Genomic DNA, 14,020 nt, shown 5'->3' with positions numbered 1-14,020 from the left:
CCCCCGGGGGTGGGGGTCCGGCCAGCCGGGCCGCCCGATACGGCCACGCGGGCCCGGTGTGGTCTGCCGGGGCGCGGCCGGGACGGCCAGGGGGCGTCTCCGCCCACCCTCCGGGGGGAGGTGGGCGGGCGAGACAGCCCCCTTCGGGAGCCCGCACCACCGGAGCACCGCCCATGGGGTGTGCTCGACGCGGTGGCCGGGCGGGAACAGGACACACCATAGGCACCACACCCCACCGGTCAACCCCCTTCCGGCGAGATGGTGTCGGCTCGGACTCCCGGGGCTCCGGGCCCGGTGGCGGGCGGCGCCTCGATCCGATCCAGGGGCGGGGCGGTGGGTGTGCCTGTGCCCGGCCGCTGCGGGGGCGCGGCCGGGCACAAGGGGGTATGCGGGTTTCAGGTAAGGGCGGGTTCGCGGATGTGGACGTGGGGGCGGGCGCCCGGGGTGAACAGCGCGTGGATGTCGTCTTCGGTGGGTGCGGGGCGGGTCCGGCCGGGGTCGGGGTGGAAGAGGGCGGCCGCGGGGTTGGGGCGGTGGTGGACGGTGGGGCAGATGCGGGCGAGGTAGACGCGGAGCAGGTGCTGCCAGGGCAGGTGGAGCAGGGTGCCCCAGGCTGCGGCCGCCACCATGGGGCAGAGGATGTCGCCGAGCTGCTGGCACTGGCTGCTGCGGGAGCCGGTGAGCGGGTAGTCGCCGGGCAGGCCGACCAGGACGCACCTCGCCGATGGTGAAGCGCCGGCCCGTCCTCTCGCAGTACCAGCCCCGGATCTTGCTGGTGACGGTGGTGATGGTCCGGTTGAGGGAGAAGACGTTCCCTCCGGCGGTGTGTACCCCGCGGGTGTTGACGCGGGTGTCCAGCGGCCAGCCGAGGGCGAGGGCGGCGTTGGTGCGGATGCCGGGGATGGTAACGGGCTGGCGCGGCCGGTGCCAGAAGGCGGTGAGGATGGCGCGCTTGCGGTTGCTGGCGCTGCCGAAGTCGGCGGCGTCCAGGTCCTGCCAGTGGACCGAGGCGTATCCGGCGGTGTACAGCTCGGCGGTGATGGACTCCTGGACGATCTCAGGCAAAGCCGAGCTCTGCTCGATGACCCTGTCTGCGACGGAGTCCAGTGGGCTCTGGCTCAAGTTCTGTGGTCCGTGACTGTAAGTCACCGATCAAATCTCGAAAAGGGCTTCCTCTTGTGGCGGGATCGGAGGGTCAAGGATGTCGCGGAGGCGGTTGATGTCCTGGCGCCACTTCGACCAGTTCGCAGCTTCGGCCCACAGCTCGGCGAGTTCAGACCGGTTGGAGACCGCTTGGTCCAGGGCGTCGACGGCGAGCATTCGAAGGTCTGCAGCCAACTCCGGTAGCGGCGCTGACGGGCCATAGTTCGAACATGCCGGATCGCCGTCAGGATGCTGGGCGACGACCAGGGCCGCCGCGGCCACTGCACGCTCGCCGTCGTAGGTACCCAGGAAGTCCGCAGGTCCGGCGGCACGTTTGAGCACGCCCCGGATCATGGCTTCGCGTTCTTCCAGTGCGGCCTCGTCCAGGTCACCGGCGAAGTCGGCGGCGGTGTCGTTGTCGAAGGGGCCGATGTCCCAGGTGCCCATATCTCTCCTCGCGTGACCGTCTGGGGATCTTCGCACTGGCCACCGACAGTGAGGTCAGGAGGCAAGCAGTACCCGCTTGCGCAGGAGCTTGAATCCAGCGCGTCCGTACATCTGCCGCTTGATCATTTTGATCCGGTTGACGGTTCCTTCGACGGGGCCGGAGTTCCAGTGGGTGGTCAGTCCGGCGTGGACGGCGTCATAGTCGCTGTTCAGACCGATGGCGAAGGTACTGATGCCGGGCAGGCCCGAGGTCATGGCGTCGGTGATCCACCCGGGGAGGCGTTCGCCTTCGAGGCGGGTGAGCATCTCGGCGAAGGAGGTGACCAGGCCGGAGGCGGTGTCGAGTTCGGGGCAGTGGGCGAGGAGCGTCTTGCGCTGGATCTCCTCGTCGGGGGTGAGTCCGGCGGGGTGGCGGGTCAGCCAGCTGGTGGCCTGCCGTATCGAGGGCGGCGGAGGGGGCGGCGGTGCGCTGTCCGGCGTGGTGAGGGCCTGGCTCTTCCACTGGGCGAGGAGTGTGCGGCCGCCCCGGTAGCCCTGGGCGGTGATCTCCTCGAACAGCACGCGTCCGGTGATCTTGCCGCCGGTCTCCTCCCACCGCCCGGCCAGGTAGGGCTTGAACGGGTCGAGCTTGCTCGACCGGGGGCTCCGGTCCTTCATCATGTCCTGCCAGCGGGCGGCGTGCGCGTACCGGCGGACGGTGTTGCGGCCCCAGCCGAGATGGCGGGCGACCTCGCGCATGCTCATCCCGCGTTCCAGCAGGTCGTGGACCAGGGCGTGGTGGACACTGCGACGGTCCGCCATCCGCCCGGTGGGACCGGTCGGCTCCTCCGCCTCGTCCTTGTCGTCGGTGTCGGGCCGGTCGGGGAGCGGGGTCTCCCACTGCGGTTCGGGTTCCGGCTCGACCGCGGGGAGGCTGTGCAGGCAGGAGCGGTGGTCGAGGACGGTGCGGTCGACGGCCCGGGTGAGGTTGTGCCACAAGTGGTAGCGGTCGGCGACCTGCTTGGCCTGGGGTGAGGCGGTGTCGGCGGCCTCCGCGTAGGCGCTTGCCCGGTCGCGGCAGATCACCTCCACTTGCGGCTGGCCGGCGAGCCACGGGCCGAGCGTGGCGGCGTCGCGCTCCGGGAGCAGGTCCAGGACCCGGTGGGTGCGAGCGTCGATGATCACCGTGCCGTAGACGTGGCCCTTGCGCAGCGCGAAGTCGTCCACCCCGACCGCGGTCGGGGCGCCGACAGGCCGGTCCGGCAGCTCCATCACCCGCCGCAGCAGAGTGCTGCGGCTCCCGCGCAGGCCCAGCAGCCCGGTCATCCGCTCGCCGGCCCGGCCAGCCAGGGCGAGCCCGATCGCGGCAAGCGAGGAGCGCAGCCGCTCGGTGCTCTGCCCGTGACGGCGTGTCAGGCCCTCGATCTGCTCGACGAACGTCCGCCGCTGGCACGACCGCTCAAGGCAGGAGAACCGGCGCACCCGGAGCGCGAGCACCACCCGCCGTCCCGCGCTGGGCAGGTCAGCCGGGAACCGCAGGTAGGAGCCATGCACACGGTTCGACCGGGTTCCGCAGCCCGGGCAGTCAGCCCCGTCGACGGTGGACCGTGCCTCCACCCGCACCACAGAACCGGCCGCCTCCACCCGGACAACTGCCACCTCCGACACCGACGGGAACAACAACTCCCTAATCAGGGACCACGATTGCGTCACGGCCGCCGACTGTCAGCCACACGGATAGCTGGGCCGACGACTTTCAGTCGATCTACGAACCGGCAAGAGTCGGTATTCCGTCACGGACCGTCACCGGTCACACGACCTGAGCCAGAACCCAACGGAAGCCGTTCAAGACAATGACCCCGAACGCGGCCGGGACGGGCCCCCTGGTGCCGAGGCATCAGGGGGCCCGTCCCGGTCTTGAGTCAGGCACCCTCCCGTAGGGCGAGAATTCCAGTCAGGGTGGGGCTCCCGTATATGTCGGCCACCTCGACGGCCGGAGCTACAGGCTTGACTGCCCAGCGCCAGCCTTGGCCCGGGATGGAGACCTTGCCAAGTCCGCCGGGCAGGGCCAGGGTCAGCCTGCTGCCGCTGGTGTATCCCATGGCGCGGTAGAAGGGGGTCTGTTCTCGATGGTGCCGCAGAACCACGGCGTCGTATCCGGCCTTGCGATGGTCTTCCTCAGCCTGGCTCAACAGAGCCCGGGCAATTCCTTGGCCACGGAATTCCGGGGCGACAGCCAGCTCTTGGACGTTGCCGATCCGCTCGTACAGGCGCCTTGGGATGGACGTGGGAAGAGCGAGGCTCTGTACCCACTTGCCGATTCCGCACCGGACCAGGCCGATGGGAGTGCCAATGGCTGCATGATCAGCAACGAGGATATGCAGTGAGCCATGGGTGAACGGTCCGATTCCTCCCCGGCCAGTGGCGAGAACTCCTTGCATAATCTCAAGGATCGGTGCGAGGTCTTCGGCGCGGCGTTGGAGATCGATCAGGCGGATCAGGTCCGCGATGGCGTCGAAGTCTGTGAGCGTCGCGGGACGAAGGCGCAGGGATGAGGACATGTTCTGCGGGGCCTGGGCGGTTGGGGGACTTGGTGCCTCAGGACGGCACTGCACAGGGATTCTCCAGGGGTATGGGGAATGGGGGGGAGATCCGCGCCGGGGGTAGTCACCGAAGCGGGCAGGCAGTGACGGTATGGGAAGCTTCCGACCGGTCAACCCCGCTGTCCCCGACCAGACAAGGCCCGGCGCGGGGCGCAGCGGCGGTACCGTCCCCGGATGGGGCCGACAGTCGGTGCTCGGCGGCAGGGCCCGGGGAATGGCGGGCGATCAGGGTGCTTCCCAGAGCGTGCGGGGTATGTGCTCGCTGCCGAGTGTCCGACGCGGGCGCGACGGCCGGTCCCAGCCGGCGTGGGATCTGCGTTGGCCGATGACGCGCCATCCTGCGGCGCGTAGCGAGGCGCCTGTCTCGTCGGCCTGCGTGTAGGTGACCAGTTGGGTGTAGCCGAGTGCTGAGGTCGCACGCCAGGCGGCGGCGTACAGCATGGAGCAGGCGTTGCGGGTTCCGTCTGTGGCCACCCTGGTGACCTCCAGTGTGTGGCCGTTGTCGAGGTGGCGTGCGACAGGTCGCCCGACGATCGCGACGCCTCGAAGGACGCTGTCGTGGTCGGCGACGCCAAGGGCGAAAATCTGGCCGGGTGGTGGTTGAAGGTGCCGGTGCCACATCGCGACGAAGGCGCGCGCGGTGCGTGAGCGGACCGGTGTGATGTGAAGCATTGCGGGCTTCCTGGTTCGGGTGGGTGTCCTGCCGGCCGGGCGGTGGGCCCAACCGGCCAGCCGCGGTGGGTCGGTCCGCGCGCACGAGGCTCTCCCATCGCCAGCACATACCCGGGCCGGGGCCGCTGCCCAGCCCCGCGGGGGGTCTGGTGCGTGGAGGCACCGGGCGGGATCCCGCGCGGCCGGGGGCGGGTGCGGCCTCCGGGCGGAAACGGGGCGCACCATAGGAACAGCAGTCTGCCGGTCAACCCCGGGCCGAGAGGCAGGCGGCAGGCAGGGCCGTTCAACCGTGGCGGTGGTGATGTGGCAGGTGAGGCAGGTCCACCCTTCGGCGTCCCTGGGGACGGCTACCGAAGAGCCGTGAGGCGGGCACGGTCGGCGGGGTGGAGGTGGAACATGCTGCTGAGGGTCAGGCCAGCGAAGAGGTTGCGCCAGACGAGCAGCTGAGCGGGCACGGCCGGCTCGCACGCGCCGGATTCATCGTCGTCAGACGGCCTGGTATGCGGGCCGCTGGCGATGGAGCGTCATGGCGGGTGAACCTGGGCATCGGCGGTCGGCTCGGTCGTGGGCATATGCCGGGTCGGGCGAGGTGGCTACGCCCGGCCGCCTTGGTGTCGGCGGCCGGGCGGCGTCTGATAGCGCCCGCTATCACCGTTCAGGTGGGACCACTGGGCTCGTCGCAGACCGTAGGTGGGTCCGGCCGGACCGGGGTGGGTTCAGGCGTTCGTGGCGAGGGTGCGCGGGCCAACGCAGTCGGGATCGTGCAAGCGGCCACCGCGATCTCGGCTGTGGCGGTCGCACGGCGCCTTGGGCGGGCCTGCCTGTCGGTTGTGTGCGTCGGCGAGTGCACGGATCGCGTCGGAGTCGAGCGCCGACGCGGCGCCGGACGCGAGGGGGCGGAGCAGGTCCCTGGCGGCGTTCACTTCGGCGTCGAGGAGCCGGGTCCAGGCGATGACGGCGTCGGTGCCGTGCTCGCGGCCGAGCGCCGCGTACCGCTTGCCGAACCACAGCGGGTCGGTGCCGTACACGGCTTCTTGGGTCAGGTTGTCGAGCATGCAGCCCGGGCACTAGGGGGCGGGTGTAGAGCGTGGTGGTGCGGTCGGTGTCGGCGTCGATGAGCTCGGCAACCCGGTGAAGGACCTGCCCGCTGGTGGGGACGACCGAGGGGAGCGTTGCGGCGTGGGTGCGCACCGCAGCGGCGATGGCGGTGGCCATCACGCGGGCGTTGAGGGGGTCGGCGCCGGTGGCAGGGGCGCAGCAGGCCGGGTCGGTGCAGTCGTGGAACAGGACGTGGAGGCGTTCGCCGTCGGGGGTGTAGAGCTCGGCCCCGAAGCCTGTGGGAACCTCGTTCGGTCCTGGGAGGACCTCGGGGCTGCCGATGAGCACGACGGTGTCGTCGGGGCCGGGGATGCGGAACTGGAGGCCGCCGCCGTCGGCCGGGTGGACGGTCGCGCGCAGATTGGTGCGGTGCAATTCGATCAGGGCTGCACGCATGGCCGGGTGCAATTGGGGAAGCAGGTTGGGTCGCACGGGGTCTGCCTTTCGTCGGTCGGTGGTGGGAGTGTGCTGGCGGGCCCGGGCGGTGGATGCCGCATCGGGCGTGGGGTCGTCGGGTGACTCGGTCCGATGCAGCCGGACGCCTCGGGGCCAGGGCGGCGGTGTGCTCAGCGCGCTCTGGGACACGGCGGTGAGCACCGGGCGGCCGACGCCGCGGCTGAGCGGCTGAGCGGGTGAAACATGGGGCGGGTGGAGAACAGCCGGGATCCCGCTCGGGTTGGGGAAGTCCTGGCCGCCGATGCCGCCCCGCACCCGGGCCGGGGAGCGCGGGGTGAAGGGCGGCGGGCGCCACCCCGCGCCCGCTGCCCGGGGGAGGGCAGGCGGGGTGCCTGGGGAGCCTGCGTCGCCGCAGCGCAGCAGCACTCTTGGCGGCCGGGCGGGAACACAACGCCCCCGTAGGGCCGGGTGGCGCCTGGTCAGCCCCGGCGTGGCCCGGGCCGGTGCGAGGCCGGGGTGTTCAGCCGGTGGTGGCGCCGTCGGGGTAGGTCCATCCTTCGGCGTCCTTGGGGGCGGGCCACTGAAGAGCCGTGAGGCGGGCACGGTCGGCGGGGTGGAGGTGGAACATGCTGCTGAGGGTCAGGCCTGCGAAGAGGTTGCACCACGCGTGCGGGGGGGGGGGGACGGGCACGGTCGGTTCGCATCCGCACAGTGGCTCGTCGGCGCACTCGTAGCGGTGCGTGGCGCGGAAGCGCTGGGGGGCGGGGTTGGCGATGGTGACCAGCCTCCAGTCCTGGACGGTGAGGCCGGGAGAGACCGGCCAGCCGGGACCGTGGATCTCCCAGAGGTAAAGCGTGGCGGTGCAGCCCCCGTTGATGAGTCCCCGCAGGGCATCACGCACAGGACCGTAGTTGGGGTCCGCGGCGATGGGCCTGCGACTGTCGTAGGTGAGGCGGTAGCCGGTGCCGGTACTCATGGGTGCTCCCTGCTCGTGTGGTGGGCTGTGCCAAGGGATGTGGCAACGGCCGCAGTCCGCAGCGCGGGATGGGGCGGGCCACGGGCCGGGGCGGGGCTGCGGGATCAGAACGACGGTTCCTCCGGGTAGAGCTCGGGCCTGGTAAGGGATACGTGCAGCCGGGGCCGAATCCGGGGGCAGGTGCACTCGGCGGCGAGGTACCGGAGGCCGGGTCCGCACGCGCACCTGTACTCGCTGTCGGGGTAGCAGTCGTCGGTGAAGAGCGCGTGCCGGAGGCAGTCGAACTCGGGCAGGCGTTGCACGTGCAGGCCGAATTGGTTGAGGGTCGCGGTCGCGGTCCAGGGTCCGACGGTGCGGGTGAGGCTGGGACCGTCCCAGGGCCGGACGGCCGGCTGGAGAGCGGCGGCGGGATGGCGGTGGGCCCAGCGCCGCCACAGGCGCAGGGCGCGCTGGCGGGGGCTGTGGCTGGTGGGGTTCGGGACGGGGTAGGGGTCGGTGAGGCGCGCGTTGACGGTGAGTTCGAGGGCGGGCCGGGAACCGTCAACCGGGCCGGACTCCCGAGGGTTGGGGCGGGTGAGGGAGGCGTGCAGATGGCCGGGGCCAGTGGTCAGTGCGAGCGTCCAACCCCGAGGCATCTGGCGGGCGTGCACGGTCACAAGGGTCTCCTCACGAGATGGGGCGGCCCACGGCGCAGCCAGGGACCGGGGAACGCGGGGGTGCGGGGCAGCGGCCGGACGACACGGCGCCGGTTGAGCCGGACGCCTTCCCCGAAAGGAAAGTAGCCACGGGACGGGACCGGTCAACGGCCGATCGTGCTGGCGGAAGGTTGGAACGGGTCGCCGGCGAGAGGCCTCAGCCACAACCGGGCCTTCTCTCCCAGGTGCTGATCTGGCAGGCGCCGGCGCGGGCGCGCGGAGGTACCCCCGGGACAGACCGGGGCCGGACAGTGCATCCGCACACCGCCGACGACCGGGTAACGCGACGGCCAGCGGCGGTGCGGGAACGGGCGGCCCGGCCAGCCGCCGGGAGCCTTGAGCCAGGGTGCCAGGCCACCGAGAACCTCCTGGTGCCGTGTCAGGCCTCGGGCGTCGCTGCGGTGGGAAGGTCAGGTCGCATCTCCCTCAGCCGATCGGTGGTGACACGCTGCCGGTATTCTGTGGCGGTCGTGGTAAACCGGGCCCCACAGCCGCCGCCCTTGCGCGTGTTGTAGCCCGACACATCGGTGTGATGTGTGGCGTTCGGCAGTACTGGCCGACGGCAGTGCCCACAGCGGGAGTCAAAGAGGTTGATGATCAGGATCGCGGTCAGCTCGGCGCTGGACACGGCTGCGTTCTCGGACACGAAGAATCTCCTCGTCGTCGGGTCGTTGATTAGGACGGGCTGCCAGAGATGCGGGACGGCAGTCCCTCAGCGCCCCGGCACCGGCGGGGCCGGGGAAGCCCGTACAGCCGGAGGGACTCACGACCGCCGGGCGGGAACAGGCACACCGTAGGAACGGCAGACCACCGGTCAATCCCGGCCGGTGAAAGGGCAGGACGGCGCAGCAGCGGAGGCGGGTGCCTGTGCCGGGCCTGTCGGTGCTGGTGGCAGGGTGGGCCGCTTCTGCGGGCCGCCGACGACCGGATAGCGGTACGGCCGTCGGTGGCGCGGAGACGGGGTCGGCCCGGGCCGCAGCGGCAGGCTTCGGCGGACACTTCCGCCCGCACTCGTGGAGGGCGGGACCGGGTGGTGGCGGCCGCAACGCCCCCGGGGGTGCCGGGCCGTGGCCGGTCGGGAACAGGACGCACAGTAGGACCGGCTGCCGATCGGTCAACCCGTTTGCACCAAACAGAGTTGACCGACCCAAGGCCCGGTCCCGTGGCCACGCGCGAGACACCCGCATCCGCCTGGGAAGTGGCGCCGTTGGCTTGCGATGGCGAGTGGGGGTCCTGCTACTGGTCCCGGAGCAAAGCGAGCACTCCTGCGGATCCATGCTGCTCGAGCAAGTAGGCGATCTGGCTCTCGATGCCGCCGTTGTTGATGTCGGAGGCGTTCCGACTGGCGGCGTCGTGGACGAGGTCGCCAAGTCGCTCATTGCTCAGCCCGACTCGTCGCACGTAGTCGAGGACCTGGGTTTCGGAAGGCTCTGTCACGGGTCTCCTATCGAAGGGGGCTTAGATGGCAGTTCGGCGGCCCGCGCACGGCGGGAGTGGTTGCGGTATCCAGGGACGAACTGACGGCTGGTGCGGGTGCGCTGGTGCGGCGTCATGGGGGGTGGGGATCCCAGTCGGCCGGGCATCCCGCACGGCCGGCTATGGTCACGGCCGCCGGGGTGGAACGGGACATACCGTAGGCGCAACAGACCACTGGTCAACCCCTATCCCAAAGGGAAGAGAAGGGGGCGCGGCCGGTACCGAGCCGGGAAAGCCCCCACGGCCGGAAGGGCGCACCTGGCGAACAGCCCGGCTGACCGCGGTCCCCGGGACGCAGCAGTGCTGCGTCCCGGGGACCGCGGTCGTGGTGTTGGTGGTGTCATGCGCCTTCGGGCCACGTACGGACTGGCTCAGGCGCTGTAGTCGAGACTGAGAGTGTTCTCACTGACCTCCAGCTCCAGCCAGCGCATTCCGTTCGCCGCGACGGCGAGAAGCTGCTCCAGCATCGTGGTGGTGGAGTCGCTGGATGGGGGATCGTTCAGCGGGATGCTCCGCGAAGTCGGAGCCGCCGACGGGGGTGTCGCAGAGTTCGCTCTCGGTGCCGGGTCCCCAGCCGTCGGCGTAGACGCCGGGCCGGGCCGCATGCGGGCTGCGGGACGTCAGGCGAGGTCGCCCGGGTCGGCGCCGTCGGCGATCAACTGCTTCGTCATCTCGGCGGCCTCCTCGTCGGTCAGCTGGCGGACACGGTGGCGGGTGAGCATGTCGGCGAGGGCGGGCATCAATTCGCCGACGGTCGGGATGAACGAGAACAGGCCGCAGTTGTCGACGAATTCGTGGGCGACAACCAGATGCACGTACACGTTGTCAAGCGGCGGGTCGTAGCCCCACTCCAGCTGGGTGCGGGTAGCGGGGTCGAGTGACAGGATGTAACGGGACATCGTTCTCCTCATGGGATATGACGGCCAACAGCGGTGATGCTGCTAACCGGGGGTGACTGGCATCGGGAAGCCGGGACGGAACCAGGCGGCCTTGCTGTGGGCACGCGGGCCCACCCAGACGGGGCAGGCAGGTAGTGGGGCCGCCCCGCCCGAAGCGGGGCGACCCGGGCGTGGGGCGGCCCTGGGCGCGGAGGCATGCAGGTGCAGAAGGCCCGCATGGCCGGAGCGGTCACGGTCGTGCGGGGGAGCAGGACACACCGTAGAACCAGGCCGTGGCCGGTCAACCCCGGACAGCACAGGCGGTCAACGGGCTGGGGCCCTGCTGGAGCGGCCGGTGGTGGGCCGGACGACGGCGCGGGCCGGCCCGCGCCCCACCTCCTGGCATAGACGGGAAGGAGGCGCGGCCGGTGGACGGGTCAGGTAGTCGGATGGATGCCCACCCGAGCAGCGACCGGGGCCGGGGGAACGTTCGCGCGGCCCCGGTCGTAGAGCGGCACCGGGTCAAGAGCGTGCAGCCGGATCCGCTTCTCCGGGTCAAGCTCGCGCGTCCCGTCGTGGGAGACCGGGTTCTGTTCGCACAGGGCCGCCCACACTGCGGATTCGGCTCCGGTGGGGTCGGCGGGTGGTTCCTGACCGCCGCACCGGTCGACGGTGATGCCGGCCTCGCGCAGCTGTGCCTCGGTGAGTGCCCCGCCCAGGTGCTCGGAGGCGTAGCTGAGGCCGAGGTAGGGGTGAATGGGGCCGTCGAGTGCGGAACGGCGGCCGTCGGCGCGGTCGTAGGCGTCGGTGGCGACTTCCCGGCGGGGTTGCGGCCGCGGCCTGCTGGCAACGGGCCTCTCGTTCAGGCACCGCAGTCCGTGAACGGCGTCCTGCAGGCGGAGGTCCGGGAGGCGGAGCTGCGCGTGGTCGTTGTCGAGCACGGTCACCCCGAGGGCGTCGTAGGTCCGGCGTCCGGCGTCGTCGTTGTTGTCCTCGAATTCGAACTCGCTTCCCGGACCGGCGTGGTCGAGGGTGGACTCGCCGGCGAAGTGGTCGTGGTCCTCGCCCCAGACCGCGCGGTACACCTGGGCGGCGCGGTCGAGCGGGACCCGGTCGAGCATGAGCGTGCAGCACTGGATGAGGTCCGCCAGGTCGATCCGGACCAGGCCGGAGCCGTATGCGGTGACGACGGCCAGGGTCCGCATGTGGTGTGGCTGTTCCTGCGCCGCGACGGTGGGCAGCGCGAGACCGGTCGCGGATCGGAGGAAGTCAGTTGCGGCCTGGGCGAGGGTTTGCACCGCATCGAGGTAGGTCTCCTCCGGTGGCGGCATCTTCTGCGTCCGGACAGTCTGAAGCGCGTTCTCCGTCTGCGCGGTCTGGGGCGGGTTGGAAGCGGGAGTCATGCTGGGTGAGGTCCTTGTCTGTGGGTATGGCGGGTGAGGTTGCCTGGGCTCGGCCCGAACGCCGTGGGAGTTCGGCGGGCGCCGCTACGGCGGGGCGGGATTTCGGTCGATGGTGGGGACGGCGTCCGGCAGGTCAAGGCCCGCAGCAGGCAGGCAGGCAACGCCGTCCCGTTCAACGGCCCGGACCGGGGGTACGGGCGCCCCATCACCGCAAAAGGTACGAATTGCGTCCGGCAGATCAAGGACCTGCGGTGGACGTGGGGGCGGCTCTCCGGCACCGCGGCACGGAAGCGCTGGGGCCGTAGCCAGTGGCGGCGGAGGGTACAGATCGGAAGGTCCGCAACCGGGTGCCCGAGCGGAGGCTGAGGTGCTGTGGTGAACGATCTCAAGCCCTCGTCGGGTTCACGCCTGGGCCCTGGAACGGAACGACGTTGCCCGGCACCCCGTCTGGGGTGCCGGGCAACGTCGGGTGGCCGAGGGTGATCGCCTGGACCGTCTACCGGCCCCGGCGGCCCCGGCCCTTGGCCTCGTACATCGCCGAGTCGGCCTCGCTGAGTGCCTGCGCCAGGCTGGCCCCCACCGCTGCGTGCGTCCGCGACAGGGGGTCCTCCACCGCCGCCACGCCCACCGAGACGCCGACGGCCAGGGACAGGCTGCCGTAGGCGACCGGGGCGGTGAGCGCCTCCCGCAGGGCACTCACCCGGTCCGGGAGGCGGACATCGTAAACGGCGAGGACCACAAACTCGTCACCACCGAGCCGGGCTGCGGCCTCCCCCGGCCCCAGCCACCGGGCGATCCGGGCACCCACCGCTGCGAGCACGGCGTCACCCGCCGCATGACCGTAGCGGTCGTTGACCGGCTTGAACTCATCCAGGTCCAGCAGAACCACGCCGTACATGGCGCTGGTGCCGCACAGTAGCTCGTCCGCGCGGTGGGTGAACGCCCGTCGACCGTGAAGGCCGCTGAGCGGGTCGGTGCGGGCCTGGGCGAGCTCCTCAAGCAGGTCCTCCCGCTCCTCCCTCAGTGCCCTCTCCCGTGCCTCGCTCAGGGCCAGTCGGCGGCGCAGCCGCCGGTTCACCTCCAGCAGCCGCCGCACCGCCTCCCGCAGGCTTGCAATCCGCGCGGCCGGTCCGGCCAGGAGCATCGCCCTGGCGTTCGCCACCTCGCCCCTGCCGGATGCGGGACCGGACCGATCGAAGGCAACAACCTCCGCCGCGACGGAACCGGCGACTGATTCGGCCGGGGCCGGGATGGCTCGCCAGGGTGCGACTGGAACCCTCGAACTTAGGTGTGTCATGGTAGATCCACCTCTCCTGTACCGGAGTTGAGGACCCCGCCCCGGGGTGTGGTCACGTCTGGCCAGATGAGCACCCACACTCCGGGGCGACGGGGCCCCGGGCAGTGGCCCCGCGCGTCCTTCGTACCCCGACCCCTCCCCTCTCGCCGTCCGTGCTGCGTCAGTCCAGCCCGAACAACGGATCGGAGTGACACAGACGGGAAAGGCGAGGGGATGAGGACACCCTGGGGTGAGGGCCGCGCTCGGGCCACCCCGGAACATAGGCGCGACACGTCGCCAAGCAAGCCCCAACCGCACGCCATGGAAGCCCAGTTACTGGCGGCTCGCTGACTGCGGACGAGTGCCCGTCCCATCCAGCCAGCGGTGCGCCTACCACCCTGACTCCGATCGCCTTCGGCCGCCGTCCGCCCCCCGGGTCAGTCGGCAAAGGCGATCCGCTGCGATCGCTTCACTACGTGTCAGGACGGCCCGTCGGCCGTTGACGGCGGCAGGAGGACGGACACGAGGACGGGCAGCGCGTTACGGCAACGTGCACCCCCCGATCACACCCAGCCTGCACCCCGGTCCGGTCGACCCGCCGGCCCGGGCCGACCCCGATTCCGCACCGCCGACGGCCAGTCCGATACCTGGTCATCTGCGGCCCCCAGAAACGCCCCACCCGGCCACCCGGTGACCATGGCCGGCCGTTGGCGCTTCCGGCCATGCCTGGAGGGGCAGCCGATCGGGACAGCTCGACTGCCCCGCTGCCCGGCGGTCCGGAACGAGGCAGGCGCAGCACAGGTGTGGCTCTTCTGCGGTCCGCTCTCGGTGGGAGTGACCGAGTCACCTGTAGGTCCACATTCTCGTTGAGGTCGGGGAGGGGGGCGGTATGCCCCCGGGCCGTGCCCGGCGGCGGGGCTCAGGCCCGCGGCTGGAGACCAACAAATGCAAAAGTGTAGGTGGTGAGGGCAGCCCCGC

14 protein-coding genes are annotated in these 14,020 nt (G+C 71.2%); 1 reads left to right on the top strand and 13 read right to left on the bottom strand.

Translation table 11 applies throughout. The features are described from left to right. Positions 1–395: 395 nt before the first annotated feature. From ACFWIC_RS39505 to ACFWIC_RS39480, 6 genes are all read right to left on the bottom strand, one after another. The gene (locus ACFWIC_RS39505; RefSeq protein ID WP_380521923.1) at positions 396–629 is read right to left on the bottom strand and encodes a hypothetical protein; all 234 of its coding nucleotides are present in this window, start codon (positions 627–629) and stop codon (positions 396–398) included. A gap of 523 nt (positions 630–1,152) precedes the next feature. Then, positions 1,153–1,590, bottom strand: coding sequence for a DUF4259 domain-containing protein (locus tag ACFWIC_RS39500; protein ID WP_380521922.1), 438 nt, complete (start codon positions 1,588–1,590; stop codon positions 1,153–1,155). 54 nt (positions 1,591–1,644) lie between these two features. Beyond that, a complete protein-coding gene (locus tag ACFWIC_RS39495) occupies positions 1,645–3,228 on the bottom strand; it encodes an ISL3 family transposase (RefSeq protein WP_380521921.1) in 1,584 nt (527 codons plus the stop codon). A 263-nt stretch (positions 3,229–3,491) separates the two neighbouring features. After that, the gene (locus ACFWIC_RS39490; RefSeq protein WP_380521920.1) at positions 3,492–4,130 is read right to left on the bottom strand and encodes a GNAT family N-acetyltransferase; all 639 of its coding nucleotides are present in this window, start codon (positions 4,128–4,130) and stop codon (positions 3,492–3,494) included. Between the two features lie 267 nt (positions 4,131–4,397). Further along, on the bottom strand, positions 4,398–4,793 hold the full coding sequence (locus ACFWIC_RS39485) for an XF1762 family protein (RefSeq protein ID WP_380521925.1): 396 nt from the start codon (positions 4,791–4,793) through the stop codon (positions 4,398–4,400). Between the two features lie 767 nt (positions 4,794–5,560). Next, the gene (locus tag ACFWIC_RS39480) at positions 5,561–5,899 is read right to left on the bottom strand and encodes a hypothetical protein (protein WP_380521919.1); all 339 of its coding nucleotides are present in this window, start codon (positions 5,897–5,899) and stop codon (positions 5,561–5,563) included. 223 nt (positions 5,900–6,122) lie between these two features. On the opposite strand from ACFWIC_RS39480, the gene ACFWIC_RS39475 reads away from it, so the two are divergent. After that, positions 6,123–6,461 (top strand): hypothetical protein, encoded by a 339-nt coding sequence (locus ACFWIC_RS39475; RefSeq protein WP_380521918.1) that lies wholly within the window; start codon positions 6,123–6,125, stop codon positions 6,459–6,461. A gap of 397 nt (positions 6,462–6,858) precedes the next feature. Here the strand turns inward: ACFWIC_RS39475 and ACFWIC_RS39470 are convergent, their stop codons facing one another. The 7 genes from ACFWIC_RS39470 to ACFWIC_RS39440 form a co-directional block, all read right to left on the bottom strand. Beyond that, positions 6,859–7,314 carry a hypothetical protein gene (locus tag ACFWIC_RS39470; RefSeq protein WP_380521916.1) on the bottom strand — a complete coding sequence of 152 codons (456 nt, stop codon included), beginning with the start codon at positions 7,312–7,314 and terminating at the stop codon, positions 6,859–6,861. Between the two features lie 104 nt (positions 7,315–7,418). After that, positions 7,419–7,970: a hypothetical protein gene (locus ACFWIC_RS39465; protein ID WP_380521915.1), complete on the bottom strand. Its 552-nt coding sequence runs from the start codon at positions 7,968–7,970 to the stop codon at positions 7,419–7,421. Between the two features lie 418 nt (positions 7,971–8,388). After that, complete coding sequence (locus ACFWIC_RS39460; protein ID WP_380521914.1) at positions 8,389–8,655, bottom strand: hypothetical protein; 267 nt, start codon at positions 8,653–8,655, stop codon at positions 8,389–8,391. Positions 8,656–9,245: 590 nt separating this feature from the next. After that, a complete protein-coding gene (locus tag ACFWIC_RS39455) occupies positions 9,246–9,446 on the bottom strand; it encodes a hypothetical protein (protein WP_380521912.1) in 201 nt (66 codons plus the stop codon). Between the two features lie 659 nt (positions 9,447–10,105). After that, entirely contained in the window at positions 10,106–10,384 is a 279-nt protein-coding gene (locus ACFWIC_RS39450; RefSeq protein WP_380521910.1) for a hypothetical protein, read from the bottom strand. Between the two features lie 416 nt (positions 10,385–10,800). Continuing rightward, positions 10,801–11,766: a hypothetical protein gene (locus ACFWIC_RS39445; RefSeq protein ID WP_380521908.1), complete on the bottom strand. Its 966-nt coding sequence runs from the start codon at positions 11,764–11,766 to the stop codon at positions 10,801–10,803. 496 nt (positions 11,767–12,262) lie between these two features. Further along, entirely contained in the window at positions 12,263–12,928 is a 666-nt protein-coding gene (locus ACFWIC_RS39440; protein WP_380521906.1) for a GGDEF domain-containing protein, read from the bottom strand. Between the last annotated feature and the right edge of the window lie 1,092 nt (positions 12,929–14,020).

Origin of the sequence: Kitasatospora sp. NPDC127035 (assembly GCF_042726075.1) — a bacterium.
In the GTDB taxonomy this organism is placed as follows: Bacteria; Actinomycetota; Actinomycetes; order Streptomycetales; family Streptomycetaceae; genus Kitasatospora.
This window is presented reverse-complemented; position numbering and strand designations above follow the sequence as displayed.